This is a genomic window from Pseudomonas morbosilactucae, assembly GCF_023241715.1.
Classification (GTDB): domain Bacteria; phylum Pseudomonadota; class Gammaproteobacteria; order Pseudomonadales; family Pseudomonadaceae; genus Aquipseudomonas; species Aquipseudomonas morbosilactucae.
The window spans coordinates 93744-118320 of record NZ_JALQCW010000021.1 but is presented as its reverse complement, the minus strand read 5'-3'; the positions used below and the strand labels follow the sequence as shown (position 1 = coordinate 118320).

Annotated in this window: 13 protein-coding genes, 1 tRNA gene and 4 pseudogenes; 12 read left to right on the top strand and 6 right to left on the bottom strand. The window is 55.7% G+C overall.

All coding sequences use genetic code 11. The features are described 5' to 3' along the window. Nucleotides 1–129, top strand: a pseudogene (locus M1B34_RS10585) (spermidine/putrescine ABC transporter substrate-binding protein PotF); the annotation flags it as partial. A 202-nt stretch (nucleotides 130–331) separates the two neighbouring features. Here M1B34_RS10585 and M1B34_RS10580 read toward each other — a convergent pair. Then, nucleotides 332–1423 (bottom strand): 3-deoxy-7-phosphoheptulonate synthase, encoded by a 1092-nt coding sequence (locus tag M1B34_RS10580; protein ID WP_268265088.1) that lies wholly within the window; start codon nucleotides 1421–1423, stop codon nucleotides 332–334. Between the two features lie 639 nt (nucleotides 1424–2062). On the opposite strand from M1B34_RS10580, the gene M1B34_RS10575 reads away from it, so the two are divergent. From M1B34_RS10575 to M1B34_RS10530, 11 genes are all read left to right on the top strand, one after another. After that, entirely contained in the window at nucleotides 2063–2821 is a 759-nt protein-coding gene (locus tag M1B34_RS10575) for a carbon-nitrogen hydrolase family protein (RefSeq protein WP_268265087.1), read from the top strand. Continuing rightward, the gene (locus M1B34_RS10570; RefSeq protein ID WP_268265086.1) at nucleotides 2818–3252 is read left to right on the top strand and encodes a GNAT family N-acetyltransferase; all 435 of its coding nucleotides are present in this window, start codon (nucleotides 2818–2820) and stop codon (nucleotides 3250–3252) included. Before M1B34_RS10575 ends, M1B34_RS10570 begins: the two co-directional genes overlap by 4 nt. A gap of 149 nt (nucleotides 3253–3401) precedes the next feature. Then, the gene (gene gacA / locus M1B34_RS10565) at nucleotides 3402–4043 is read left to right on the top strand and encodes a response regulator transcription factor GacA (RefSeq protein ID WP_011061841.1); all 642 of its coding nucleotides are present in this window, start codon (nucleotides 3402–3404) and stop codon (nucleotides 4041–4043) included. A gap of 1 nt (nucleotide 4044) precedes the next feature. Further along, nucleotides 4045–5868, top strand: coding sequence for an excinuclease ABC subunit UvrC (uvrC, locus tag M1B34_RS10560; protein WP_123334235.1), 1824 nt, complete (start codon nucleotides 4045–4047; stop codon nucleotides 5866–5868). Nucleotides 5869–5900: 32 nt separating this feature from the next. After that, nucleotides 5901–6461, top strand: a complete 561-nt coding sequence (pgsA, locus tag M1B34_RS10555) for a CDP-diacylglycerol--glycerol-3-phosphate 3-phosphatidyltransferase (RefSeq protein ID WP_123334234.1) — start codon at nucleotides 5901–5903, stop codon at nucleotides 6459–6461. Between the two features lie 63 nt (nucleotides 6462–6524). After that, nucleotides 6525–6600 (top strand) — tRNA-Gly (locus tag M1B34_RS10550). 235 nt (nucleotides 6601–6835) lie between these two features. Further along, the gene (locus tag M1B34_RS10545) at nucleotides 6836–8671 is read left to right on the top strand and encodes a tyrosine-type recombinase/integrase (RefSeq protein ID WP_268265085.1); all 1836 of its coding nucleotides are present in this window, start codon (nucleotides 6836–6838) and stop codon (nucleotides 8669–8671) included. Between the two features lie 679 nt (nucleotides 8672–9350). Beyond that, nucleotides 9351–14954, top strand: coding sequence for a DUF4011 domain-containing protein (locus M1B34_RS10540; protein WP_341870546.1), 5604 nt, complete (start codon nucleotides 9351–9353; stop codon nucleotides 14952–14954). After that, nucleotides 14938–15978 carry a DUF3320 domain-containing protein gene (locus tag M1B34_RS33845; RefSeq protein ID WP_341870545.1) on the top strand — a complete coding sequence of 347 codons (1041 nt, stop codon included), beginning with the start codon at nucleotides 14938–14940 and terminating at the stop codon, nucleotides 15976–15978. Before M1B34_RS10540 ends, M1B34_RS33845 begins: the two co-directional genes overlap by 17 nt. Nucleotides 15979–16281: 303 nt before the next feature. After that, on the top strand, nucleotides 16282–17175 hold the full coding sequence (locus tag M1B34_RS10535) for a hypothetical protein (protein ID WP_268265084.1): 894 nt from the start codon (nucleotides 16282–16284) through the stop codon (nucleotides 17173–17175). 38 nt (nucleotides 17176–17213) lie between these two features. Beyond that, nucleotides 17214–17594, top strand: coding sequence for a hypothetical protein (locus M1B34_RS10530; protein WP_268265083.1), 381 nt, complete (start codon nucleotides 17214–17216; stop codon nucleotides 17592–17594). Between the two features lie 510 nt (nucleotides 17595–18104). On the opposite strand, the pseudogene M1B34_RS10525 reads toward M1B34_RS10530, so the two are convergent. The 5 genes and pseudogenes from M1B34_RS10525 to M1B34_RS10505 all read right to left on the bottom strand — a co-directional run bounded on the left by M1B34_RS10525 (nucleotide 18105) and on the right by M1B34_RS10505 (nucleotide 24179). After that, a pseudogene (locus M1B34_RS10525) lies at nucleotides 18105–19242 on the bottom strand (IS3 family transposase). Nucleotides 19243–19490: 248 nt separating this feature from the next. Beyond that, nucleotides 19491–20904 (bottom strand): annotated as a pseudogene (locus M1B34_RS10520) (tyrosine-type recombinase/integrase). Between the two features lie 425 nt (nucleotides 20905–21329). Then, nucleotides 21330–21545: pseudogene (locus M1B34_RS10515) on the bottom strand (transposase domain-containing protein); the annotation flags it as partial. A gap of 387 nt (nucleotides 21546–21932) precedes the next feature. Next, entirely contained in the window at nucleotides 21933–22682 is a 750-nt protein-coding gene (locus M1B34_RS10510; protein ID WP_268265082.1) for a hypothetical protein, read from the bottom strand. A 414-nt stretch (nucleotides 22683–23096) separates the two neighbouring features. Further along, entirely contained in the window at nucleotides 23097–24179 is a 1083-nt protein-coding gene (locus tag M1B34_RS10505; RefSeq protein WP_268265081.1) for a ComEC/Rec2 family competence protein, read from the bottom strand. Nucleotides 24180–24577 lie beyond the last annotated feature (398 nt).

The following is a 24577-nucleotide window of genomic DNA, read 5'->3' as shown; positions in this document are numbered from 1 at the left end:
CAAGGCGGTATCGGTGAGCGACCCGGGCAACAAGCACGCCTTCCCGTACAGTGTGGGTCGTCGGCATGGTTTCAACGCCGAGAAGGTCAAGGCCGCCCTGGGTGCCGATGCGCGACCAACTCCTGGGACTTTTGTAGGAGCCGGCTTGCCGGCGATGGGGCCCTTGGATCAGGTGGTGATCTTGGCGGCGTCATCGCTGGCGAGCCAGCTCCTACATGGGGGATAGGGCGGCATTTTTGTAGGAGCCGGCTTGCCGGCGATGGGGCCCATGGATCAGGTGGTGATCTGGCGGCGCTATCGCTGGCAAGCCAGCTCCTACATGGGGCGGTGGTCAGGCGGGGATTGGCTGGTGAAGCCGGCTGCGTTGCAACTGTTGCGCGGCATTGCGCAGCAAGTGCTCGGTGGCATCCCAGCCCAGGCAGCCATCGGTGACGGACACGCCGTAACGCATGGACGTACTCAGCGGTTGGCAGCCTTCAAACAGATGGCTTTCGAGCATCACCGCCACCAGCGAACGGTCGCCTTGCAGGCGCTGCTCCAGCACGTCGTTGAACACCGCCGGTTGGCGCAAAGGGTCCTTGCCGCTGTTGGCGTGGCTGCAGTCGACCATGATCCGCGCGGGGATCGACAGCTTGTGCAGGTCACGCTGGACCTGGGCCACGCTTTGGCGGTCGTAGTTCGGCCCGCGATGGCCGCCACGTAGCACCAAGTGAGTGTCCGGGTTGCCTGGGGTCTGGATGATCGCCGGGTGGCCCTGGCTGTCGACGCCGAAGTGGCGATGCGGGTGAGCCGCCGAGCGCATGGCGTCACAGGCGATGGCCACGCCGCCGTCGGTGCCGTTCTTGAAGCCCACGGGCATGTCCAGGCCGCTGGCCATTTCCCGGTGGATCTGCGATTCGGTGGTGCGCGCACCAATCGCCACCCAGCTCAGCAGGTCATCGAAGTAACCCGCGGCCATGGGTTGCAGCAGCTCGGTAGCGATCGGCAGGCCGAGGCGCAGCATCTCGCGCATCAGCTCCCGGGACAGGGTCAGGCCACCAGCCATGTCGTCACTGCCATCCAGGTGCGGGTCGTAGGCCAGGCCTTTCCAACCGACGGTGGTGCGCGGTTTTTCCACGTAGGCGCGCATCACCAACAGCAGGTCGTTGCTGAGCTCGGTGCTCAGTTCGGCCAGCTTGGCAGCGTATTCCAGGGCGGATTGCGGATCATGGATGGAGCAAGGGCCAACGACCACCAGCAGACGGGAGTCGACACCGTCGAGGATGGCGCGCACCGCTTGGCGATGGGCGGCTACTTGCTGGGCCAGTGCGGTGGACAGCGGCAGCTGTTGCTTGAGTTGCAATGAGCTGGGCAGACGCAGGCTCAGGGCTTCATTGGCAGAAGACAGGGTGGACAGCGGCAGAGCGGAGACGGACGAGTTCATGTTCAAGGCTTCCTGGGCTGGCGGCGGGTGGCTCCCCGCGCGCGACCCTACTGGGGTGTTCGACAATTGGCCGGGTTGGCTTCGAGTGATGGCTTGCCACCTGTGGGTGACCGATCGGAGGCGGCAGGCTGTCCCGAGCGGAGGCTGCTAAATCGCCAGGCGTAGGCTGTGTCGTTGCGGTAATAAGTGGTGTTCATGTGATCAATCCTCAGTGAGTTCGGTGTGTTGCTTGAAAAACGTTAAGCCCTAAAAAACAAAACCCCCGGTCGGGAAGCCGACGGGGGTGAGAAGTTCTCTGGTGGGCGACCCGTGAAAGTGGGCGCCGGTTTGGGTATCAGGCGCGCCAATGGCTAAACCAATACCCAAAATAAACGTTCACTGGAGCGCTGTTGCCATTTGCCCAGGCAGCCGCGACCGAGCGCAGGGCGCTGGCGGTGTGGCGATGCAGGGAAAGGGTGCGGGGCAACATGCTGTTTCTCCGTGAAAGTGGGCCGAGCTTACTAGAGGCAGGGGCGGCGATTCAATGGGTAATTTCTATCATGTGACTAAGGTCTGGCTATGGGTGGACGCAGGGTCAGCGAGCGCGATTTTTTATGCGACACTCGCCGCCTTGCGCCAATCCCTCCCGCAGGAAGCCCCATGACACCATTGACTCTCGCTGCCGCCCAGTGCATTTCCATCGCCGGTGACCTGCCGGGCAATATCGCCCGGCACCTCGAATTCATGCGGGTCGCGGCAGGGCAGGGTGTGCAGTTGCTGGTGTTTCCCGAGCTGTCATTGACGGGCTATGAACCCGGGTTGGCGGCGAGCCTGGCCTTGTCGCCCGAGGCGACGCTGCTGCAACCGCTTCGGGACCTGGCCCGGGAGCTGGGGGTGACGGCGGTGGTGGGGCTGCCGATTCGCCTGCAGGCTGATGCCGGGGTGTTGATCGGGGCTCTGGTGTTGGGCGCCGATGGCCGTTTGCAGCTCTATAGCAAGCAGCATCTGCACAGCGGCGAGGAGGTGTTTTTTACCCCTGGCACGGGCGGTTCGCCCCTGCAGTTCGACGAGCATCGCATCGCCCTTGCGGTTTGTGCCGACTTCGCCCAGGCCAGCCATGCCCAGGCCGCTGCGGATGCAGGTGCCGGTGTCTACGCGGCGGGGGTGTTGATCAGTGAGCAGGGTTACGCCGCAGACAGTGCTGTGCTGCAGGGTTATGCCCGGCAGTACGGGATGCGGGTGCTGATGGCCAACCATGGTGGCCCTACCGGCGGTTGGGTATCGGCGGGGCGCAGTGCGGTCTGGGGCGAAGACGGCGAGCTGATTGCCGCGTCCTCGGGTGTCGGTGATCAACTGGTGATTGCCCGCTACCGGGCCGGCGTCTGGCACGGACAGGTGCTGACCGTGGAGCATTCATGAGCGGGTTTGACTGGCGCCCAGCGGGTGAGGCCGACCTGGTGTTCGCCCGTGATCTGGCGCGTTCGAACCTGCTGGCTTATTACATTCGGCATGATTTGCTGTGGCAGGACGAGGCCTTCGATGTGGCCTGGGCCGGTCGGAAAAACCTAATGATTTGCAATCAATCAGGGGTACTGGGCTTTGTCAGCCTGAGTCGCGACCTGCGGGCGCTGTACATCCGCGAGTTGCATGTGCTTGAAGCCTGGCGCGGGCAAGGGGCGGGTGCCTGGGCCATCGAACAGGTACTGGGCATAGCGCGCGCGGAGCAGCGTCGCCTGCTGCGCCTCACCGTATTCAACGACAACCCGGCTCGTCGCCTCTATGAGCGGATGGGCCTGGCGGTGGTGGGGCAGGACGAGTGCTTCCTGATGATGGAGCGCCCGAGCCTCTAGCAGGGGCCGGGGCCTGATTGAGGCTGATGCGACCTGTTATTGCTTATCTCCGGCGGTTGGCTTTTATATAGCGCTTGCGATTAGTTTGTACGTCGCTTTTTTGCTAAGGTGTCCGACAACCTATAAAGACCATATCGCGAGGTGTCTGCTTGATTAGGGTGCTAGTAGTCGATGATCACGATCTCGTTCGTACAGGCATTACACGAATGCTGGCTGACATCGATGGCCTGCAAGTAGTCGGACAGGCCGAGTCGGGAGAGGAATCCCTGCTCAAGGCGCGGGAGTTGAAACCCGATGTGGTTCTCATGGACGTCAAGATGCCCGGGATTGGCGGTCTTGAAGCCACGCGCAAATTATTGCGCAGTCATCCAGATATCAAAGTCGTTGCTGTGACCGTCTGCGAAGAAGATCCATTCCCCACCCGGCTGCTGCAAGCCGGTGCGGCCGGCTACCTGACCAAAGGCGCAGGGCTCAATGAAATGGTTCAGGCCATTCGTTTGGTCTTTGCCGGACAGCGCTACATCAGTCCGCAAATTGCCCAGCAGTTGGTGTTCAAGTCCTTCCAGCCGTCCAGTGATTCGCCCTTTGATGCGTTGTCGGAGCGGGAGATTCAAATCGCCCTGATGATCGTTGGCTGCCAGAAGGTGCAGATCATTTCCGACAAGTTGTGCTTGTCGCCGAAAACCGTGAATACCTACCGTTATCGAATTTTCGAGAAGCTCTCGATCAGCAGTGACGTCGAACTGACGTTGCTGGCGGTTCGTCACGGCATGGTCGATGCCAGCCTCTGAAATGACCGACCTGTTTGATCCCAGTGCTTTTCTCTCTACCTGCAGTGGCCGTCCTGGCGTGTATCGCATGTTCGACAGCGATGCGCGCCTGCTTTATGTGGGTAAAGCCAAGAATCTGAAAAACCGTTTGGCGAGTTACTTCCGCAAGACCGGCCAGGCGCCGAAGACCGCTGCCCTGGTGGCGCGCATCGCCCAGATCGAAACCACCATCACCGCCAACGAAACCGAAGCGCTGCTGTTGGAGCAGACGCTGATCAAGGAGTGGCGCCCGCCGTATAACATCCTGCTGCGTGACGATAAGTCCTATCCATATGTGTTTCTGTCGGATGGGGCCTTTCCGCGTTTCAGCATTCATCGTGGGGCCAAGAAGCAGAAGGGCAAGTACTTCGGTCCTTACCCGAGCGCCGGCGCCATTCGCGAAAGCCTCAGCTTGCTGCAGAAGACCTTTATGGTCCGTCAGTGTGAGGACAGTTATTACAAAAACCGCACCCGGCCGTGCCTGCAGTATCAGATCAAGCGCTGCAAGGCGCCCTGTGTCGGCCTGGTGGAACCTGAGGTGTATGCCGAGGACGTGCGCCACTCGGTGATGTTTCTCGAGGGGCGCAGCAATGCCCTGACCGACGAACTCTCCAGCGGCATGGAGGCCGCGGCCAGCACCCTGGATTTCGAACGGGCTGCGGAACTGCGCGACCAGATCTCGCTGCTGCGCCGGGTCCAGGACCAGCAAAGCATGGAAGGCGGGACCGGCGACGTGGATGTGGTCGCGGCGTTCGTCAACCCGGGCGGCGCCTGTGTGCACCTGATCAGCGTGCGCGGTGGGCGGGTGTTGGGCAGCAAGAACTTCTTCCCTCAGGTGGGTATCGAGGAAGAGGTGGCGCAAGTCATGTCGGCGTTCCTTGGCCAGTATTTTGTCAGCAGCCCCGAGCGCGACCTGCCCAGCGAATTGATCGTCAACGTGGTCAATGACGACTTCCCGACCTTGATTGCGGCGATCCACGAACTGCGTGGTCGCGAGCTGAGCATCAGCCATCGGGTGCGCGGCACCCGGGCGCGGTGGCAGCAGCTGGCGGTGACCAACGCCGAACAGGCGCTGAACGCTCGCCTCGCCAATCGGCAGCATGTGGCTGCGCGCTTCGACGCCTTGGCCGAAGTGCTGAACCTGGACGAGCCACCGCAGCGCCTGGAGTGCTACGACATCAGCCACTCCAGCGGCGAGGCAACGGTCGCGTCCTGCGTGGTGTTCGGCCCGGAAGGTCCGATCAAATCCGACTACCGTCGCTACAACATCGAAGGCGTGACCGCCGGCGATGACTACGCGGCGATGCACCAGGCACTGACCCGACGCTTCAGCAAGCTCAAGGACGGAGAAGGCAAGCTGCCGGATATCCTCCTGGTGGACGGTGGCAAGGGCCAGTTGTCCATGGCCCGTGATGTGCTCAATGAACTGGCGGTGCCGGACCTGATCCTGCTCGGCGTGGCCAAGGGCGCAACGCGCAAGGCGGGGTTCGAAACCCTCTACCTCAACGACGCCGCCCATGAGTTCACCCTGAAGGGCGATTCGCCGGCGCTGCATTTGATCCAACAGATTCGCGACGAAGCTCACCGTTTCGCCATCACCGGCCACCGCGCCCGGCGCGGCAAGACCCGGCGCACCTCGACCCTGGAAGGGGTGGCGGGGGTCGGCCCGAAACGTCGTCGCGACCTTCTTAAACATTTTGGTGGATTGCAGGAGCTGTCTCGTGCAAGCATCGAAGAGATCGCCAAAGCACCGGGGATCAGTAAAAAGCTTGCTGAGTTGATTTATGCAAACCTGCACAGCGAGTAGAATGCCACCTCACCTCGTAGCCAGTTGTGCCGATGAATATCCCTAATCTGATCACCGTTCTACGCGTCCTGCTTATCCCGATTTTCATATTGCTGTTTTACCTGCCCTATAGCTGGAGCTATATGGCCGCCAGTTCGGTGTTTGCCTTTGCGGCTGCCACTGACTGGCTGGACGGGTACCTGGCACGCCGCCTGGAGCAAAGCACCCCGTTCGGGGCCTTCCTCGATCCGGTGGCTGACAAGCTGATGGTGGCGGTGGCCCTGGTCCTGCTGGTCCAGGAACACGGCAACCTGTGGCTGACCCTGCCGGCGGCGGTGATCATCGGTCGTGAAATCGTCGTCTCGGCGTTGCGCGAATGGATGGCCGAACTGGGCGCGCGCGCGCAGGTGGCGGTCTCCAACATGGGCAAATGGAAAACCGCCGCGCAGATGCTGGCGCTGGTGATCCTGCTGGCCAACCCATCCGATTTCAGCTTCTGGGTGCTGGTGGGTTATGCCTTGCTGTTGGTTGCAGCCGGCCTGACCTTGTGGTCCATGCTCCAGTACCTGCGGGCTGCCTGGCCCCACCTGAAGACCGATACGGAAAAGAAATAAAACTTTTTTGAATCAAGGGGTTGACGGCGGTTCTGATTTCTATAGAATGCGCACCACCAAGACGCGGGAATAGCTCAGTTGGTAGAGCACGACCTTGCCAAGGTCGGGGTCGCGAGTTCGAGTCTCGTTTCCCGCTCCAAACATAGCGCTGCAGAGTTCCACTGAATTCTGTAAGTGATTGAAATAAGGGCCTTTAGGCTCTTTTTTCGTTCCGGCGGGAACCACTGAAATCCAGCACTATCCGGTGCGTTTAAGTCCCGATTTAAGTCCCGAATGGGAATCTTGAATTTGGACGAGTACTGAATCGGTTTGTTGCTGGAGCAGCTTGGATAACGAGATGAGCATCTGGCCCTGACTCTGTTCAGGAGCTCGCTATGGCACTCTCGGATATGACTGTCCGGCACGCCCGAATCACCGGTAATGACTACACGCTAGGCGACACGGATGGGCTTGCGCTCAATGTGACGGCCCACGGCGGAAAAATCTGGCGTTTCAGGTACTACTGGGCTGGCACGCAGAAGCGCATGTCCCTGGGTAGTTATCCGCAAATCAGCCTTAGAGAAGCCCGAGCGCGACGTGATGAGGCGCGTGCCTTGGTTGCCCAAGGAATCAACCCCTATGAGCACCGTAAACAGCAACGCCGTGCTGTTCGGTTTGCGGCAGAGCATACCTTCGAGGCCGTGTTCAATCAGTGGGTAGAGTTTCGCCGGCTGAGCCTGAAGGAAGGCCGCCAGAGCACGCTCTCGCAAATCTTAAGAATCTTCAATAAAGACATCCTGCCCATACTGGGTGGACGGCCTGTCTACGACATCAATCGTCACGATCTGCTGGATTTGCTGAGCAGGATCGAACAGCGCAAGGCTTTAACGACAGCCGAAAAATGTCGGACTTGGTTCAACCAATTGTTCCGCTATGCGCTGGTGAAGATCGAGGGGCTGGAACATAACCCGGCTTCAGACCTCGATGTGGTCGCACTTCCCCAACCGCCTGTTACACACAATCCATTTCTTCGAATGGACGAGCTCCCGGGGTTGATGGCTGCTCTTCGAAACTACGGCGGTGCCAACCAAACACGCCTTGGCCTTCGATTGTTGTTGCTGACGGGGGTCCGCACGGGCGAGTTACGATTGGCGACACCCGATCAGTTCGATCTGGAGAAGCGCTTGTGGGTCATACCGGCGGAAGTGGTAAAGCAGCTCCAGTTAGCGATGCGGAAGCCAGGGAAGCAGGCCCAAAATGTACCAGCCTATATTGTCCCGCTGTCGGTTCAGGCGCTAGAGATCGTGCGTCACTTGCTGGACCAGGTTGTCCCCGCACAGCGCTACTTGTTTGCGCATCGAAGCGACCTGAGCAAGCGCATCAGTGAGAATACGCTGAATGGCGCGCTACGCCGGATGGGGTACGTCGATCAACTCACGGGGCATGGCATGAGGGCGACGATCTCGACGGCGTTGAACGAGATCGGATACCCGAAGATGTGGGTGGATGCCCAGCTTTCTCATGCTGATCCGGATAAGGTGAGTGCGGCCTACAATCACGCGGAGTACGTGGAGCAGCGCCGGACCATGATGCAGGATTGGGCGAACCGTCTGGATCTGTGGGGGCAGGGCCAGCTGAAAGCGGCAAGCTCTCCGCTGACTATTCGTTTAGAGGGCGCAGCTTCGCTGCCGTTACTGGAAAACGCGAAGGGAAATGCCGTTCTGTACAGCAGCTTTCCACCGGCGACCACCCCGGCGGCGATGCTGGACAGTCGCGAGAATGCCCCCATGGAGTCCAGCCGATTGTCTGTCGTAGCTGCTCCGACACGGACTGAAAAAGCTCACAACTCTCACATGTCTGACATCCAGTCTGAACGCGCGGAAATGTTGGCCACGTTTGAGGCTCCGAGTAACTTGCCGTTGCTGGTTTTCGCCAGGCTGGCCGGCAAATCCCGTGATCAGATCAATCGCGATATTAAGGCTCGCCGCCTGCTGTCTCTGAGCCTGGGGAATCGCGGTCAGCGCATTCCCGATTGGCAGCTTGATCCATTGCGGTACAAATTGGTTCTCGCGGTGCTGATGCAGTCTCCGGATATGGATTCATGGAAGCTTTATCGCACTCTTTGTAAACCCCATGAGCGACTAAAAGGTCTTTCGCCAATTGATGTACTCACTCTGGAGAATTTCGACGTTACCGCACGGATCGTTTGCACTGCCTTAGGCTCGCGCTGAGGTGCTGTCTTCGAGCAGTGACAGCGGATGTTGCCGCTTGCTTAAGTGCATCTGGCACGAGCTACTTCTGGGTGCGTGGAGTTCACAAGTTACGTGAAATGTTGGAGAGGGGCGGAGAGAGGCTTCTATTGCGCAGAGTGACACCATTTGGCAATATCTCGCCCCCGAACTCTCTTGTCAGCTCTCCATCCCTCTCATTTGGGGGCTGCGTCTTGGAGAGGGTGGGTAACCCGGCCTCGCGCCGGGTTTTTTATTCGCCCGGCAGGCATGGCTGGCAGATAAATTTTGAATATTCAGCGACCCTATGTATGGGGTGCTAGGGGTCGAGTGTTCGAATCACTCCGTCCCGACCATATAATTCAAAGGGTTGCGAGATTTTATCTCGCGACCCTTTTTTGTTTTCAGGTGTTTTTACCCCCACAAAACGTCCGGCTCTTGATGGACATTTCGATGTGATACCACTATCGGAGTTTGCCCAGTGGACTTCGATCCTTTTTCGATATTGAGCTGTGTCGGTCGTAATATGTGACGTTCGATGATGGGCAGAGGAACCAGTGACGACCAAAGGCACATTACGGCTGTCGCTATAAGAGATATCATCCCGCCATCAGCTCAATAGGGGCTCCCTGGCCGTTCAGTTTCGGCACTCCCTTGAGCATAACGACAAGGATTGTTGCGCATGGACGATATCGTTCAGCCCCTCACACCCCAAGAAGAAGCCCCGCCTAAGGAAGTAAAGGTCCTTGCCACCTTGGTAGCAAAGCTAAATCTTGCAGATTTCCAGAACGCTATCCCTGTGATTCGCGAGCTTCGTATCTCGAACGAAACGAGTAATCGTTTCGTCAATGCCACTCTTACGCTTAGCTCGGCCCCCGAGGTATTTAAGTCTAAGATCTGGCGGATCGACGAGATCGCTGCAGATAGCTTCCGGGTCATACCTGGGCTTGATCTTGTCTTGGACGGCCCGTTGTTGAGTCGCCTGACAGAGTCAGAAATGTCGACCTTTACGTTTGTCCTCGAAGCCGATGACAAGGAGGCGGAGAGCGGTCGCAAGGAAGTTGCTCGGCTTGAACAGGTCGTAGACCTTTTGCCCAGAAACCAGTGGGGCGGATTGCGGCATTTACCAGATATGACTGCGGCTTTTGTTCAGCCGAATGATGCAGCGGTTGAGCGGTTGCTCAAACAGGCAGCCGAGTTGCTTCGTCTTAGCGATAAGCCGTCCGCACTTGACGGATATGAGGGTGGCCCCAAAAGAGCTTGGCAGTTGGCGTCGGCAGTGTGGGGCGCGGTGGCGCGCATGAAGCTCGACTATGCGTTGCCGCCGGCCAGCTTTGAACAATCAGGACAGAAGATTCGTAGCCCTAGTCAGCTTGCTGACTCCGGGTTGGCTACTTGTCTCGACCTGACTCTGCTTTTCTGCGCAGCATTGGAGCAGATTGGTCTTAACCCCGTGATCGTATTCACCCATGGTCATGCTTTTGCTGGTTTGTGGCTTAAGCCAGAAGAGTTTACGACTGCCGTGGTGGATGATGTCACTGCAGTACGTAAGCGGGTGAAGCTTCAGGAGCTCGTGCTGTTTGAGACCACTCTTATTACCCACGCCTCGATACCGCCATTCTCTTATGCGGTAGAGATGGGCACGAAACAGGTAGCCGAAGACGCTGAAAGTGTTTTCGAGATGCTGCTAGATATCCGTCGCGCCCGTTTGCAACGTATCAAACCGCTCGCCAGCTCAGAGGCTCAGATTGCACGTGTCGCCGTTGCTGAGTCTGATGAAGCCCCATCGCTTCTTGTGGAGGAAGGGATTGGCATCGCCGATGACAATATTAAGGTGCAGGTTGAGGATCTGTCTAAGCTCGACCCAGCAGATCGCCTCGGCCGGTGGCAGCGAAAGCTTCTGGATCTGTCGCTTCGAAATAACTTGCTCAATTTCAAAATGGGTAAGCGAGCGCTGAAGCTTGAATCTCCTGATCCCGGTGCTCTCGAGGACATTCTTGCAAGTGGACAGTCTCTGAAGCTGCTTACCAGGCCTGACCTGATGGATGGCGCAGATCCGCGTGAGCGCACACTCTATGAACAGCGTGAGCGAGAAGATGTTCGCCGTCGTCATGCTGAAGATGCTCTCAAGCGTAGGGAAGTATTCGTTGCGCTGACGTCCGCCGAAATGGATGTCCGGTTAACTGAGTTATATCGAAGCGCTCGTACTGCTTTGCAGGAGGGTGGCTCCAACACGCTTTTCCTGGCCATCGGTTTCCTTAGTTGGACGCGTGAGGATAGAGCTGGGCAGAAGTACAAAGCGCCACTGGTCTTGGTTCCTGTCACTTTGGAGCGTAAGAGCGCACGCTCCGGATTCACCATGGTGCTGCACGATGATGAGCCTCGTTTTAACCCGACTCTGATCGAGATGCTGCGTCAAGACTTTGAGCTGGGCTTAGGTTCGCTGGAGCAGGAGCTGCCTCGGGACGACTCCGGTCTGGATATCGTAGGCATTTGGAACAAAGTTGGTCATGCGATTAAGGACATCGCTGGCTGGGAGCTGAACGAGGACGTTGTGCTCTCGATGTTCTCATTTGCCAAGTATCTCATGTGGAAGGATCTTGCCGAGAATGCAGAGCACCTTCGACAGAGTCCAGTAGTCCAGCATCTTCTGGATACGCCACGCGATTCGTTCATCTCCGATACCCCGTTTCCGGAGGCTGAGTCTCTGGACCGTGATTACGGCCCGACTGATGTGTTCTGCCCACTGCCATCTGATTCATCTCAGCTTGCGGCTGTGATGGCCGCAGCCAAGGGTAAAGACTTCGTTCTCATCGGCCCACCTGGCACGGGTAAAAGCCAAACGATTTCCAACATGATCGCCCAGTCGATCGCTCAAGGGCGCCGGGTGCTGTTCGTGTCTGAGAAAATTGCTGCCCTGGATGTCGTGTACCGGCGCTTGCGTGAAATCGGTCTGGGTGAGTTCTGCCTTGAACTTCACTCCAGCAAAGCTCGGAAAACGGATGTCCTTGCTCAGTTACAGTCGGCTTGGGAAGCGAAAGGGCAGGTAGATGCTGCCGCATGGGAGGTGGAAGCGCAGCGGCTCGCGTCCCTGCGTGACAGCCTCAATATTTATGTCGAGCGTCTGCATCGCCGGCACCGCAACGGCTACACCATCTACGATGCCATCGGGACGGTGACATCGGGTGTTGATGAGGCAGTAGCTCCACTTGGTTGGCCATCTCCGGAAACGCATGATCAGAAGGCCATGCTTGAACTTCGAGAGCTGGGCGACCGCCTTGAAGTGAACGCACAGGCTGTGGGTTACAGTCAGCTGGCAGGCAACGCTTTGTCCGGGGTAGGCCAAGCAGAGTGGTCGCCTCATTGGCAGCAACAATTCGTGCAGGCGGCTCGTGACGTGCTTCCCGCTGTGCTTGAAGTCCAGAGAGCTGCCGATCGCTTTGTTGAGCTGTCTGGGCTTCCTGTTACGGAGTACACCCCAACAGCGCTTGAGGGGCTATCGATCCTTTCTCGAGCACTTCCTGCTGCCGCTGGGCATGATTGGCGTTTCGCACTGCGCCCCGATGCTCGCTCGATTTCTAAACGTCTGAGTGACGGCTGCACTTGGGTCGACGAACACCGTGACATTAACTCCAGACTCTCATCCCTCTGGTCCTCTCGTATTATTGCTGAAGCTAAACAAGGCATTGATTTGCTGCAGCAACGCCGCGCTACGTTCGTTGATCTAGGCTCGGCCTGGCCAGAAAATGTCACTGACGTTCTCGGGCAAGCTGTCACATTGCTGTGTCAGATAGACGACCTCAAGCACCAGCTAACGGCGTCCTATGTTGATGCGATTGAAGTACTTGATACCGAACTCCTGCTGCGCGAGTGGAAAGACGCGGAGGAGTCTTTCTGGCCTAAGTCTTGGTTCGGAAAACGCCGCATCGCTGGGCTATTGGCTCCGACGCAGACGTCAACAGGTGAAGTCGACAATGGCAAGGATCTCGCTACTTGGGTAGAGATTCGGTCGGTGCGTCGAGCAATCGATGAGCTGGAGCCAGGTCATGAGTGTGTTGCTGTTTGGCAAGGTGCCAAATCCGAAGCAACGCATCTTGCGACAGCGATCAAGCTGCAAGAGGCTATGCGGCTTCAGAAAAGTAATTCTGCCTGGATCGATGACGGCTTGCAGTTGGTTGAGCAGGGCCAGCTAGGTGATGGCCTGAAGGAGGAACTCCGCCGGCTGCGTGCGCTGACTCGTCTCGATGCTGGGTTAGATGAGCTGGTTGATCTCAGCTCAGCAACTAGCTCTCTCTGGAGCGGTTTGACCACGGATATTGACGTGCTGACTGCAGCTCTGCGCTTCCAGGCTGAACGACGTGGCATAGAAGAACGCGGTCGGCTTATCGACGACCATCCTCATGTAGAGGAGGGGCGTTGTGGCTCGTCGTTAAAAGCTGATTTTGAGTTGCTCAAGAACAGAGCAGCAGTTGAGCGAGAGTTGGTGGATCTGGCCGATCTGCGAGAAATCGTTCCTGTCTGGAATGACTTGAAAACGAAAGTTGATGTCGTGCGTAGTGCGGCAGCGTTTCAGGGGGAGATGGCTACCGCGGTGGCGAAGCTGGCACTCAATCCTGAGCAGGTCGCGGCCTACAAAACACCGCTTCAAACTCTGTTGGGGGATGGTAACGCACTACTTGAACCGGAGGCTGCTATAGCCAATGCCGGTGTTGCTCTTCGAGAAAAGCTTGAGTTGCTACAGGCGCGAGCGGCGCACCTGACGGCTGTCGGTCATTTCACCGAAATGGGCGTCATCGAAACTGCTCACCTGGCGCTAAGTGATATCAAGAAAAACTGCGAAACTGTCGTCTCGTCTGAATCGCGCCTTAAGGCATGGTGCGCTTGGCGGAAGGTTCGCGATGAAGCCTACGCTGTCGGCCTGGCGCCGATTGTTCAAGCGTTGGAAGCAGGAGCTATCAGCTCTGGAAAAGTCCGGCGTGTATTGGAAGTAAATTATGCCCGCTGGTGGCTGAATACGACGGTCGACAACGAAGAGGTGATCCGGACGTTCGTCAGCGTGGAGCATGAGCAACGCATTCGCGATTTCCGCGCTTTGGACGACAAGTTCACCGAGTTGACCAAAGACTGGCTCCGAGCTCGGCTGTGTTCCGACCTACCAAGCCAAGACAGTGTAAGTCGCTCTTCAGAGTGGGGAGTCCTGCGACATGAGATGGGCAAGAAGACCAAGCACATTCCATTGCGGGAGCTGATGAGTCGTGCGCCAGAAGCGCTAACCAAGCTGACTCCATGCTTGCTCATGAGTCCTCTATCCATTGCTCAGTATCTGCCTCCTGCCTCAACGCCATTCGATCTCGTTATCTTCGATGAGGCATCTCAAATACCTGTCTGGGATGCCATCGGCGCCATGGCCCGAGGGAAGCAAGTGGTGATGGTGGGCGACCCCAAACAGCTCCCTCCAACTTCGTTCTTTAACCGCGCTGAGTCGACCGCTGAAGATGAGGATGTAGAGGCTGATCTCGAGAGTATTCTGGACGAGTGCATCAGCGCCAATCTGCCAATGCGTAATCTTAACTGGCACTACCGTAGCCGCCACGAAAGTCTGATCGCTTTCTCGAACCAGCGATACTACCAGTCGAAGCTGGTGACCTTCCCATCACCGTTTACGGCGGACAAAGCAGTACGGTTATGCCCAGTCCCGGGTGTATATGACAAGGGCGGGTCGCGAACAAACTTAATTGAAGCAAGATATTTAGTTGCTGATTTGGTTGCTCGCCTACAGTCTCCTGCCTTCCGCGAAAGCGGGCGGACCGTGGGGGTCGTAACCTTTAACGGCGAGCAACAGAAGCTCATCATGGACATGCTGGATGAGGCTTGCCGGAAAGACCCATCACTCGATTCGTATTTCGCTGAGTCCGAGCTGGAGCCTGTGTTCGTCAAGAACCTTGAGAGCGTTCAAGGCGATGAGCGAGACATCATCTATTTCTCGACCACCTACGGAAAAGACGCTGCCGGTGTGCTGTCCATGAACTTCGGTCCGATGAACCGCCCTGGTGGTGAGCGTCGACTAAACGTGGCAATAACCCGTGCTCGCCAGGAGCTAGTGGTGTTTTCGACCTTGCGCCCAGAGCATATTGATCTAGCTCGTACGCAAGCGATCGGGGTTCGAGATCTTAAGCACTTCTTGGAGTTTGCAGAGCGTGGCCCACGGGCTCTCGCAGAGGCCGACTTTGGTAGCGTGGGTAGTTTCGACAGCCCATTCGAAGAGGCGGTTGCAGCGCTTGGCTAAAAAGGGATGGCAGATATTTACCCAGATTGGCGTTTCCTCCTTTCGAATAGACCTTGGGGTTGTTCACCCTGACGCACCTGGACGGTACCTTGCCGGGATTGAATGCGACGGTGCTACCTATCACCGCAGTGCGACCGCTCGTGATCGTGACAAGCTCCGTGAGTTTGTACTGCGTGGACTTGGCTGGGAGATCGTTAGGATATGGTCGACGGACTGGTGGGTTGATGCAATTGGAACTGCCGAAAAGGTACATCAACGTCTGACCGAACTCCTTGCTGAGTCCCGAGCCAAGCAGGCTGTCATCGATGCCGCTCAAGAGGCAGAGCGACTAAAAATCGACGCAGCTATGGCTGAGGTCATTGAGGTAGTAAGTCAGGTTACTGTGGTCGCCACAGTGGATAGTGTGGGGTCATCCAATGACCCCTCAGGTGCATTCCCTGATTTGAAGTACGCTAAGGCTGCATCTATCAAACCAGATGAGGATGTCCTGGCTTTTGCTCGTCCCCTTGAATATTTGATTTATAAAGAATCCGACCCTCGTCAGGCGGTAGGGTTGGTCGATCCAGATCAGTTCTTTGAGGCGAGTTACACGGAAACGTTGGAGCAGATGATTGCTCATGTCGTGGCGGAAGAGGGACCGGTTCTGGACACGGCGCTTGCAAGGCGCATTGCCCGTGCTCATGGCTGGGTACGAACCGGCTCACGGATACGTGATCGCGTTGACCAAATTGCCCGGGCGCGATTCCGCTCACATGAAGAGGAGCAGACAGGAGTCTTTTTCTGGCCGACTCATATCGAGTCGGATGCCAGTGTCGTCTTTCGTAAGCCCGGCGATGAAGACACCACGAGAGGGCTATCTGAAATCTGCCTGCCAGAACTACGTGCTTTGGTTGACGAGATGGTGCAGCGGGGGCACGAAGGGGAGGCCCTAATATATGCGGTCGCGAAGGAAGCTGGTGTAAGCAAGCTTGCTCATGCGGGACGCCAGCGGATTGAGAGGGCCGTACGTCAAATGGCGGAGTAAGCAAGAAACAAGGGGGCCGTGAAGGTCCTCTTACTTCTGGGAAACTGAACGTGCCCTTGCTCTGAGAAGCGTGGAGTACAAATGCATTCTTTATGCGCTAGCTGATGTTTCGGTTACGAAATGCGCAGGTGATTCAGGCAACGCTAAGAGTTATGTTAATGTGCCATCATATGGGCGTTATGGAGAGTCGTGATGGGTTGGAAAGGGACTGTACGTTCGCTGCAAGCGTCTGCGCGGCGATCAGAGCGTAACGCTCATCGCCGTCAGCGTGAACTTGAAAAGCGACAGAAAGAGTACGCAAAGATGGAAGCGCTGGAACAAGCAGCGTATGAAGTTGAGGTGTACGAAAATCACGTAGATATCATCCTTTCAATGCACAAGGAGTGTGCCGAGGCTGTGAAATGGAAGCGACTTCTCTCCAATCCTGAACCTAGGCAGCCACTCAAGAGCGGTACTCTTGAACAAGAAGCTACGCACGCGGCCGCTACATATCACCCCAATTTCTGGGCTCGGCTCTTCAAGCTAGAGGCTCGTCAGCGTGCAGCCCTGAAAAGCAAGATTGGCGCCGCGCAGGCGGAAGACGAAAGGCGATATCAGGCTCAGCTTGATGAATGGAAAACTGCCCATACCGAGTGGGCAGAGGAGAGGGACATTGCGATCCGTATCCTTGATGGTGACCGTCAGGCCAAGCTAGATGCCATCGAAGCTTTTGAGTCGTTTGCAGAAATATCACACCTCGGCTCAGCTATTCAGATGATTGTTCATGAAGGTGGTGTCCTAGAAGCCAAAGTCGCTATCCATGGCTCCGACGTGATTCCTACCGAAATCAAATCTCTACTCAAAAGCGGCAAGTTGTCGACCAAAGCTATGCCAGCTGGTCGGTTCAACGAACTCCATCAGGACTACGTGTGCAGCTGCGCGCTGCGAGTAGGTCGAGAGTTGTTGGCAATCCTGCCGGATGACCTGGTCATCGTCACCGCTCTTGACAATGTGCTCAACAGCTCGACAGGTCATATGGAGGAGCAGCCAATTCTGAGTGCTGCGTTCTCTAGGCCAACTGTTGACGGACTTAACCTCGAAACCATCGACCCGTCTGATGCGATGAAGAATTTCGTCCATAACATGAGCTTCAAGAAGGGCGCTGGATTCTCGGCCGTTGCCGCCCTTGATGCTCAGCGTTTCGCCGTGACCGTATAACTGAATCATCTGAGAACCCAGAGAATGGCATGGCAAACATGAAACAAATCGGCTTGTACGCTGGCATATTGGGAGCGTTGGCATCAGTGGCTGCGCTCGTCCTACCGACCCCGGCGGTTTCGCACAGCTCCGGCGGTAACAACAGTCCGGTCATTTCTGGCAATGGCAATAACGTCAGCTACCAATCCGGTTTTCCCGATCTTGAAACGATAAGAGCCCAGCGTCCCAATATTAGTGATCAACAATACGCTGCAATTAAGCCCGGCATGACATATGAACAGGTGCTGGATATCGTCAAGATTCCTGGTAAAGAGGCCGCCAGTGGCAGCAACGTGCAGATCTATACGTGGGGGACGGAGGTGTACGTATATATGATGGTGACCTTGGTAAACGGCAAGGTTGAATCCAAGTCACATTGACGCGGTTCCATGGTATTGCATCGCCAGGTAACGTCATGGATACCAGGCGACGCAGTTCAGCATTGATCTATTTGCTCCGAGGCTTACCGGCGTCACTCCGCTTGTCTCGAATTTGACCATCTTGATTTCGCGAGCGAGGCTGTTGGCCACCGCCGGGTTTCGGAACGGTCACATCTTTGTTGATAGGGCGTCGATCTGTCATCGTAAATCTCCTACGAGTGTGGGGTTTTTACACCTAATCTCCTAAGCCGACTTACACTAAAACACATCATGTGGTGGTTTGTGTTTATCGTAAGCACAATATAGCGCGTTTTTTCACGTTGGCAATGACTGGTTGTTGTCGCTGATGCGGAATTGACCCTGCTGCCGGCGCAACGCTGACCCAGCAGCAATCAGCTGATAGTCAGCACCGATAATGCTTTACGAAGCAGAAGCTTGGGTCAGTGAAATTTCGGTAGTTGGGTCAATTCAGCTTTGGACTGCCCCCGCCCCCACAGACATTTTCCAGCCTCAAAGCGAGGCACTTTCGAAGGCCTCAGGACTGACGCCGCCCAGGTAACTGTGACGACGCGTTCGGTTGTAAAACGCTTCAATGTAATCGAATACGTCGGCACGAGCCATGTCACGGGTTTTGTAGATCCTCTTGCGAATGCGTTCTTTTTTCAGGCTGCTAAAAAAAAGACTCCGCCACGGCATTGTCCCAGCAGTTTCCTCGGCGGCTCATACTCGGCTCTAGGTGGTTGGCTAAACAAAAAACGTTTCCAGTCATCGCTGCCATATTGGCTCCCCTGATCCGAATGCACGATGACTCTGGTTTTGGGTTTACGGCGCCATACCGCCATGAGCAGTGCATCCAATGCCAGCTCCTTGCCCAGCGTTGGCTTCATTGACCAGCCGACCACTTTGCGAGCATACAGATCCAGTACGACGGCCAGATATAACCAGCCCTGCCACGTCCGGATATAAGTGATATCGGTCACCCAAGCCTTATTAGGGGCATCGACAGTGAACGCCCGGTTGAGTCGATTGGGGGCAATGATCGATGGCCGCCCTTTGATTGCGCGCGGGGCTTTATAGCCTCTGAGCGCCTTGATTTTATTGGTGCGCATCAATGCCGCGACACGGTGCTTGCCGCAACTTTCTCCAGCCTCGCGCAAGTCAGCAAACACCCTCCGTGCACCATACACACCTCGACTGGCCGCATAGGAGTCGCGGATCAGCCCTAAAAGCCGACCATTCTCTTTTTCTCGATCAGAAACAGGCTTGTGTAGCCATTGATAGAACCCGGCACGAGCGACTTGCAAAACCCGACACAGCGTAGTGATCGCGTATTGATGTCGGTGCTCGTTCATAAAGCGGTATTTCACTCGGGTTCCCTGGCGAAGTACCGCGCTGCCTTTTTTAAGATGTCGCGCTCTTCTTCCAAGCGTCGCATTTGGGCTCGCAGCCGTAAAATCTCGCTTTTGGCTTCGAGCAGTTCGCTGGCCTGTTTCTCGGTTTTGTCAGGCGTCACGGCTTTGACCCATTTGTAGAGGCTGTGGGTCGAAACGCCGAGGCGCTCGGCTGTTTCCGCAACGGAATATCCGCGCTCAATGACTTGCCTGACGGCTTCTGCCTTGAATTCCGGCGTGAATCGTTGGGTGCTCATAAACTTCCTCCTATGCTCAAAGCATAGGCTGGAGATGTCTACGGTGCCGGGGGCAGTCCAACAATGTACGTCCCCTTCGGTATGACCTCGAAACGATTGAGTCTGGACGGTCCGGCTTTGGCCGATTCATGCCGGTAATGATGGGCAGAAATCAAGCCAAATGGCGCGCTCGGCGATGTCATACGAAACTATGAGTACTCAGTAATAAAGATGCCGACTTATGAAGTCGGTAGCAATCCAGTCGCGGTCTAGGCAGGGAAAGAAATCATCGACTCGGTCGGCGTGTGTTCATAGGTTGAGGACAACACTGCACTTAGACGATCGCCCAACAGACTCCACGCATTTTTCTTCTCATCGGCATAGTCGTGATGCAAGTAATGACGTCTCACCCGAGAGCCGGCCAACACATGGTTTTGGCAGCGATCGATGACGTCCAGGCTGACCCCTAAAGCCTGCATCATGGTCGCGCCGGTGCGGCGCAGGTCATGAGGCGTCCAGTCGCCGTTTTGGCCGCCGGCAAGGACCTGGGTATCGTCGTGACGCCGTTTGGAGAGGGCCTTACGGTTTTTGAACCGGGCCTGGCGATCGCCGACCTGTTTGCTCACCACTTTCACGTCCACATGCCCATCATCCTGCTTGTTCGGAAAGCACCACAGGGAGTCTCCCGTCAGGGTCTTGAGTTCCTGAAAGAAATGCAAGGCGAAGGAGGAGAGGAAGATATGGTGGTCCTGTTTCTTGCCGCGGGTGCCTTTGACGTTTTCACTGGGGAGGAACCACGTCTGCCGGTCCAGATCGACATTTTTCCATTCGGCCTGGAGCAACTCGCCAATCCGGCACAGCGTGCCCAGGCTGATCCAGAGTGCGAGTTGGGTTTCTTTCTTTAGCGGCCGTACGCCGTCGTATTTTTGCCCGGCGGGCAGGGCGTCGTAATCGGCGGTCATTTGCTGGAAGCGGTTGTGCAGTTCCATCAGCTCAGCCGGCGAAAGGATCCTGCTTCTTTCTGCCTCGTAGTCGGCCGGGATCAAGGGGGAAATGTCGACCAGCTCCGTCGGGTCGCCCTCGATCAATAAGGCCCGCCAGGGCTGACATTTTCTGGCCCAGCTGAACATCTGAGTGAGGTCGGCGAAGAAACTGATGGCTTGCCGGTGAGCGCCGCGGTTGACCACGGTGCGGATCAGCGCCCGAACATCGTGTTCGGAGACGCTGCTCACTGCGGTCTTGCTGAGTGCTGGCAAAAGGTCCTTGTTAAAGCGTCGTTGCAACTCGGTATTGCCGTCTTTACGCGAACAGCCAGGCCTTGACCAGATCCTGGACGGTCAGTGTTTGCACCTTCGACGTCTTTACCTGTTCGGCCTCTACGTTAGCCGCGGCATATGCCTGTGCCTTGGCGGTTTTCTTTTGCTCGTTGGGATTGATTTGCTCATCGATGAGCGCCCGGGCCTGGTTGCGTGCTTTACGGATGTCCGTCAGGGATTTGCGCGGCCAGGACCCGCAGGAGTACTCTTTGTTCTGCTCTCCCCAGCGATAGCGATAGAAAAAGCTGACCGACACACCGTCCTTACGGACGGAGATTCGACCGGCCAGATTGCCATCCTCCCTGAGGATTCGGCCGGCATCGTTGGCGGTCAGCGACTCGAGTTCTTTGAAGGTGATTTTGGCCATGAAACGGACTCCCCCTACTTTTACCCCCACAAAACCGTCGGCTCTTGATGGACGCTACTGGACTCTCGTAGAGCAGAACACCGCTGGAGCTCAAGTAAATACAAGCTTAGAAAAATCCAGGGTGAAATTTTGAAGTCTTTCAAGAAGTATGAAAAAGGAGATGGGGTGCTAGGGGTCGAGTGTTCGAATCACTCCGTCCCGACCATATTTTTCAATGACTTGGCCCAATCTGGAAAGATTGGGCTTTTTCATGTTGAAAAAAATACTCCCACATTTACTCCCACGAATATTCTGGAACTAGGTAGCGTTGGTATCTCAAGGGCTGTGAGCTAGCGTCGGCTTTGGTGCTACTTCGCGCTAGCTTTCGCACAAGCAGCAACGATGGGCGTTAGAGTGCAAGCACCCGTCCAACACACCTTGCGTGACTAAACTGGCGCCCACCTGTGCGGCAACAACTCGGTAATCTCACTCGCACGTTCCATCGGCAGGCGTGTAAGAACATCCTTCAAGTAAGCATACGGATCATGCCCGTTGAGCCACGCTGACTGGATCAAACTCATGTTCGCCGTCGCACGTTTACCGCTACGTAACGAGCCCACGAAGTTCCAGCGCCCAAGAGCCTGTGGCCGGATTTGATTGTCGGGTGGTCAGGCGCGGTTACCCCCGTCCAACCCCCTAAGAGTCGTGCATGCGAGTTTCCCAGCAAACGGCTCAAGCTGTTGGCGCCGACGCTGAATTGACCCGTTTACCGAGATACCACAGACCCAGTCTGATTCCTCACGAACCATTTCCTGTGCTGGGTTTCTGCCGTTTGGAGTTGGGTCAGTCTTGCGTCGGCACGTAGGTCAATTCGGCGCTGGCGCCAGCAACCAGCCAAAGCCAGGGTAGGCCAGCACCCAAAGCAGGCGGTACCATTACGCCAGCTTCCTCACGCGCTGAACCACTGCAACTTTGCTAATGCGCTTCCTCTTTCAAACGCACTGTTGAAAATTCCACCGAAGAAACTTAGCCTAAAGCTTAGTTATGGCTTATTTCTTTTGAGCTGTCTGGTGCGCATTGTTCATGAGCGTATCGCAACTCAGAATGAGCTGTCGACCATATGCTCTAGACGCCTCCCATACTGCCTTTTTATTTACAGAAAAGATCATGTAGGCAGTGTGGAGCAATACAGCAGCCATAACTATAATCAGTTTTTCATCGATGCGTGGAAGCTCTTCAAAGTAAGTCGGTTTGAAATATAAAACGGCTATGCAAAATGCCAAAACTAACAAATTGCAAATGATCGCAATCGTTTTTAGGCCAAGCAAATTTCGACGAAAGCCATAAGTGATATTTTCGCCAAACAGCATCGAAAATTTACTCGTGTCGCGCGTGCGGTCACGCAACCAAGCGTTGGCAGCACGATAAAAGTCGTTAGCCTTCGTAGTATCAAATTCTTCTTCGTTGGCTGTCGGAGCCTCTTGCTTCAGCTGATCAGCTACAAAGTTTCGAAAGAGGCTCTTTGAAACCTCCGGCAAATCAGAATTATCCCGATGCCATTGTTCGGGCGTCTCGCCAGATCCCAGTTTGGTTTGGATATTCTTGCCTCGGTGTCTAGCCATATCGGCAAATGCAAAAACCAATACCACTCCCATAAAGGACGCGATGGCTTGCGAAATGCCTAAGTGGTCCCAAGGCACAATGATAAATAATAATGCAAGCGTAGGGAGGCCTGCGATAATCGCAGGAAATACCCTTGCTTTAATGCTGTATGTGTCGAATTGCTTTAAGAACTCCATCTACTTGCCGTCTCTAGTTCTGGTTATAATTTAAACGAAGAGTTAAATAACCGGCTCCGCCCCTGCTGCTTTACGGCAGACAACACTGACACATCAGCCATGGCTGACTACATAACATTTTACCGCGCATGATGTCTATTTAGCGAATCAGTGCATTCCACAGTGTAGGGGCTCGTCTGGGCTGGGTCTGTGGCGGAAATGTTGCATCCATCGAGATGGGAGAAGGGACAGCTCCTCCGACACGAGCGTTATTTTTGCTCGCCGCTATCTTTCAATGCTTCGAGCCAATCATCAATTTAATCGACCGATACGCTTTAATAAACGTATCGACCGAATAAAATGTGATATGACGACAGTATTCTGTCTAAGCCTCTGAAATTTTCTTCAGGAGGATTTGATGAGTTCTTTTTTCGGTCACTCTTCTACTTCGTCATAGAAAGGAACGTAGGAGATCGGCCCCCATCCTTCGCGCTGTGGCATGCCAGGGGTGAAGTGACAAATTGTGCCCCCTTTCGTTTGGCCAACTTTAAAGCCACGACGGGCGAATGCGTTTGTTACAGCTCTTTTGGGATGACGCGGTGCTTTTGCTGCAACTGAAACAAAGGCGGTACGAGTAGGCTCCTCAGGCGCATTTGGCAGCGGCTCACCAACGAGCATATTCAAGGTCTCAGAGGAGACGTTGTGACGCCCTCCATGGTGAGGGATTTGCACGAAGGTTACACGCCGTGGCAAATCGATACCGATGCCAGCAGCATATTCTGCAGAGGCGCGAAGCGTTTGGATTCCTGCATCCCCCGTCAACAAATAGCCCCTATCTCCCACTGACGCGAACAGAATTGCGCTGCTTTCGTTTTCAGCAGAAGTCGACACGGTATCCGGAAGGTATTCCACGTCCCAACGATCGGCGATGAATCCCAAAGCTCCTTTGACTGCGTCAAAGACTGAAGCCAGTGCGCTCTCGTTTTTCTTTAGGTCAGGAGCTTTTTCGAATTGTGGTACTAACTCATGAACATAACGGTCTCGGGTGGGAGAGAGGACAGTAAAAATCCCAATCTTGCTACCGGCAAATGGCTCGAAGATTTTAACCCCTCGTTCTTGGGCCGTCTCTTCCAAAGCGTACGCTGCCGACATTTTTTCCTTCAAACGTTCTTCTAGGCTGGTGTCAGTGATCCGGCGGTCACGAAAATAATGTCGAATCTCGGCGCTGTACGTCCAAGGTTGATGCATCCAAACCTCGCCGACTGTTAGATTCTCCAGGACGTACAGAAGCCCCCCTGCGTGATCATTATCCGGGTGAGAGTTGACTACGTAGTCAACGTAATGAGAATGAAAATGCGTTTTCACGTGGTCAACCAATGCCGAGCCATAAGCTTTGGTTCCCCCATCGTAAATCAGTATTTTGTACTGATCATTTTCACGCCACCGAACAGCGATGGCATCTCCGCTGTGTTCCCCATCCCCAACCGGTAGGAAGTCAATCTCGATGCAGTCCGCCATAAAAATATGCTCCGTCAAAATTCCGCAAAATCTATCGCGGCCAAGGGGTGGCCTGTGGCCATCTGGAGTTAGATTGGGGGGTGGATCCAAAAACTTCAAGGCCCTTGGAAATTTCAGTCGTGCATGGTTTCGCCGTTGCGATGTCTAGTCGAAAGAGCGGGGGCAGTTATCTTGAGCTGCTTATATAATGCCGATTGCGCTTCCGGCCGAAGCTCATTTTGGCTCGGTACACCAGTTTGATGGCTCCAAGCAGCTGATTCCGTCACAGAAAGCATGTGCGAATCGACACTGATATCGGAGGTATTGATCGCGTTCGAAATGAAGGACTGGGTAAGCGGCGCGTGAAGACGCCAGTAAAAGTGCGTGGTGGACCCGTGCCTCGAATGGCTAAGCTCCAC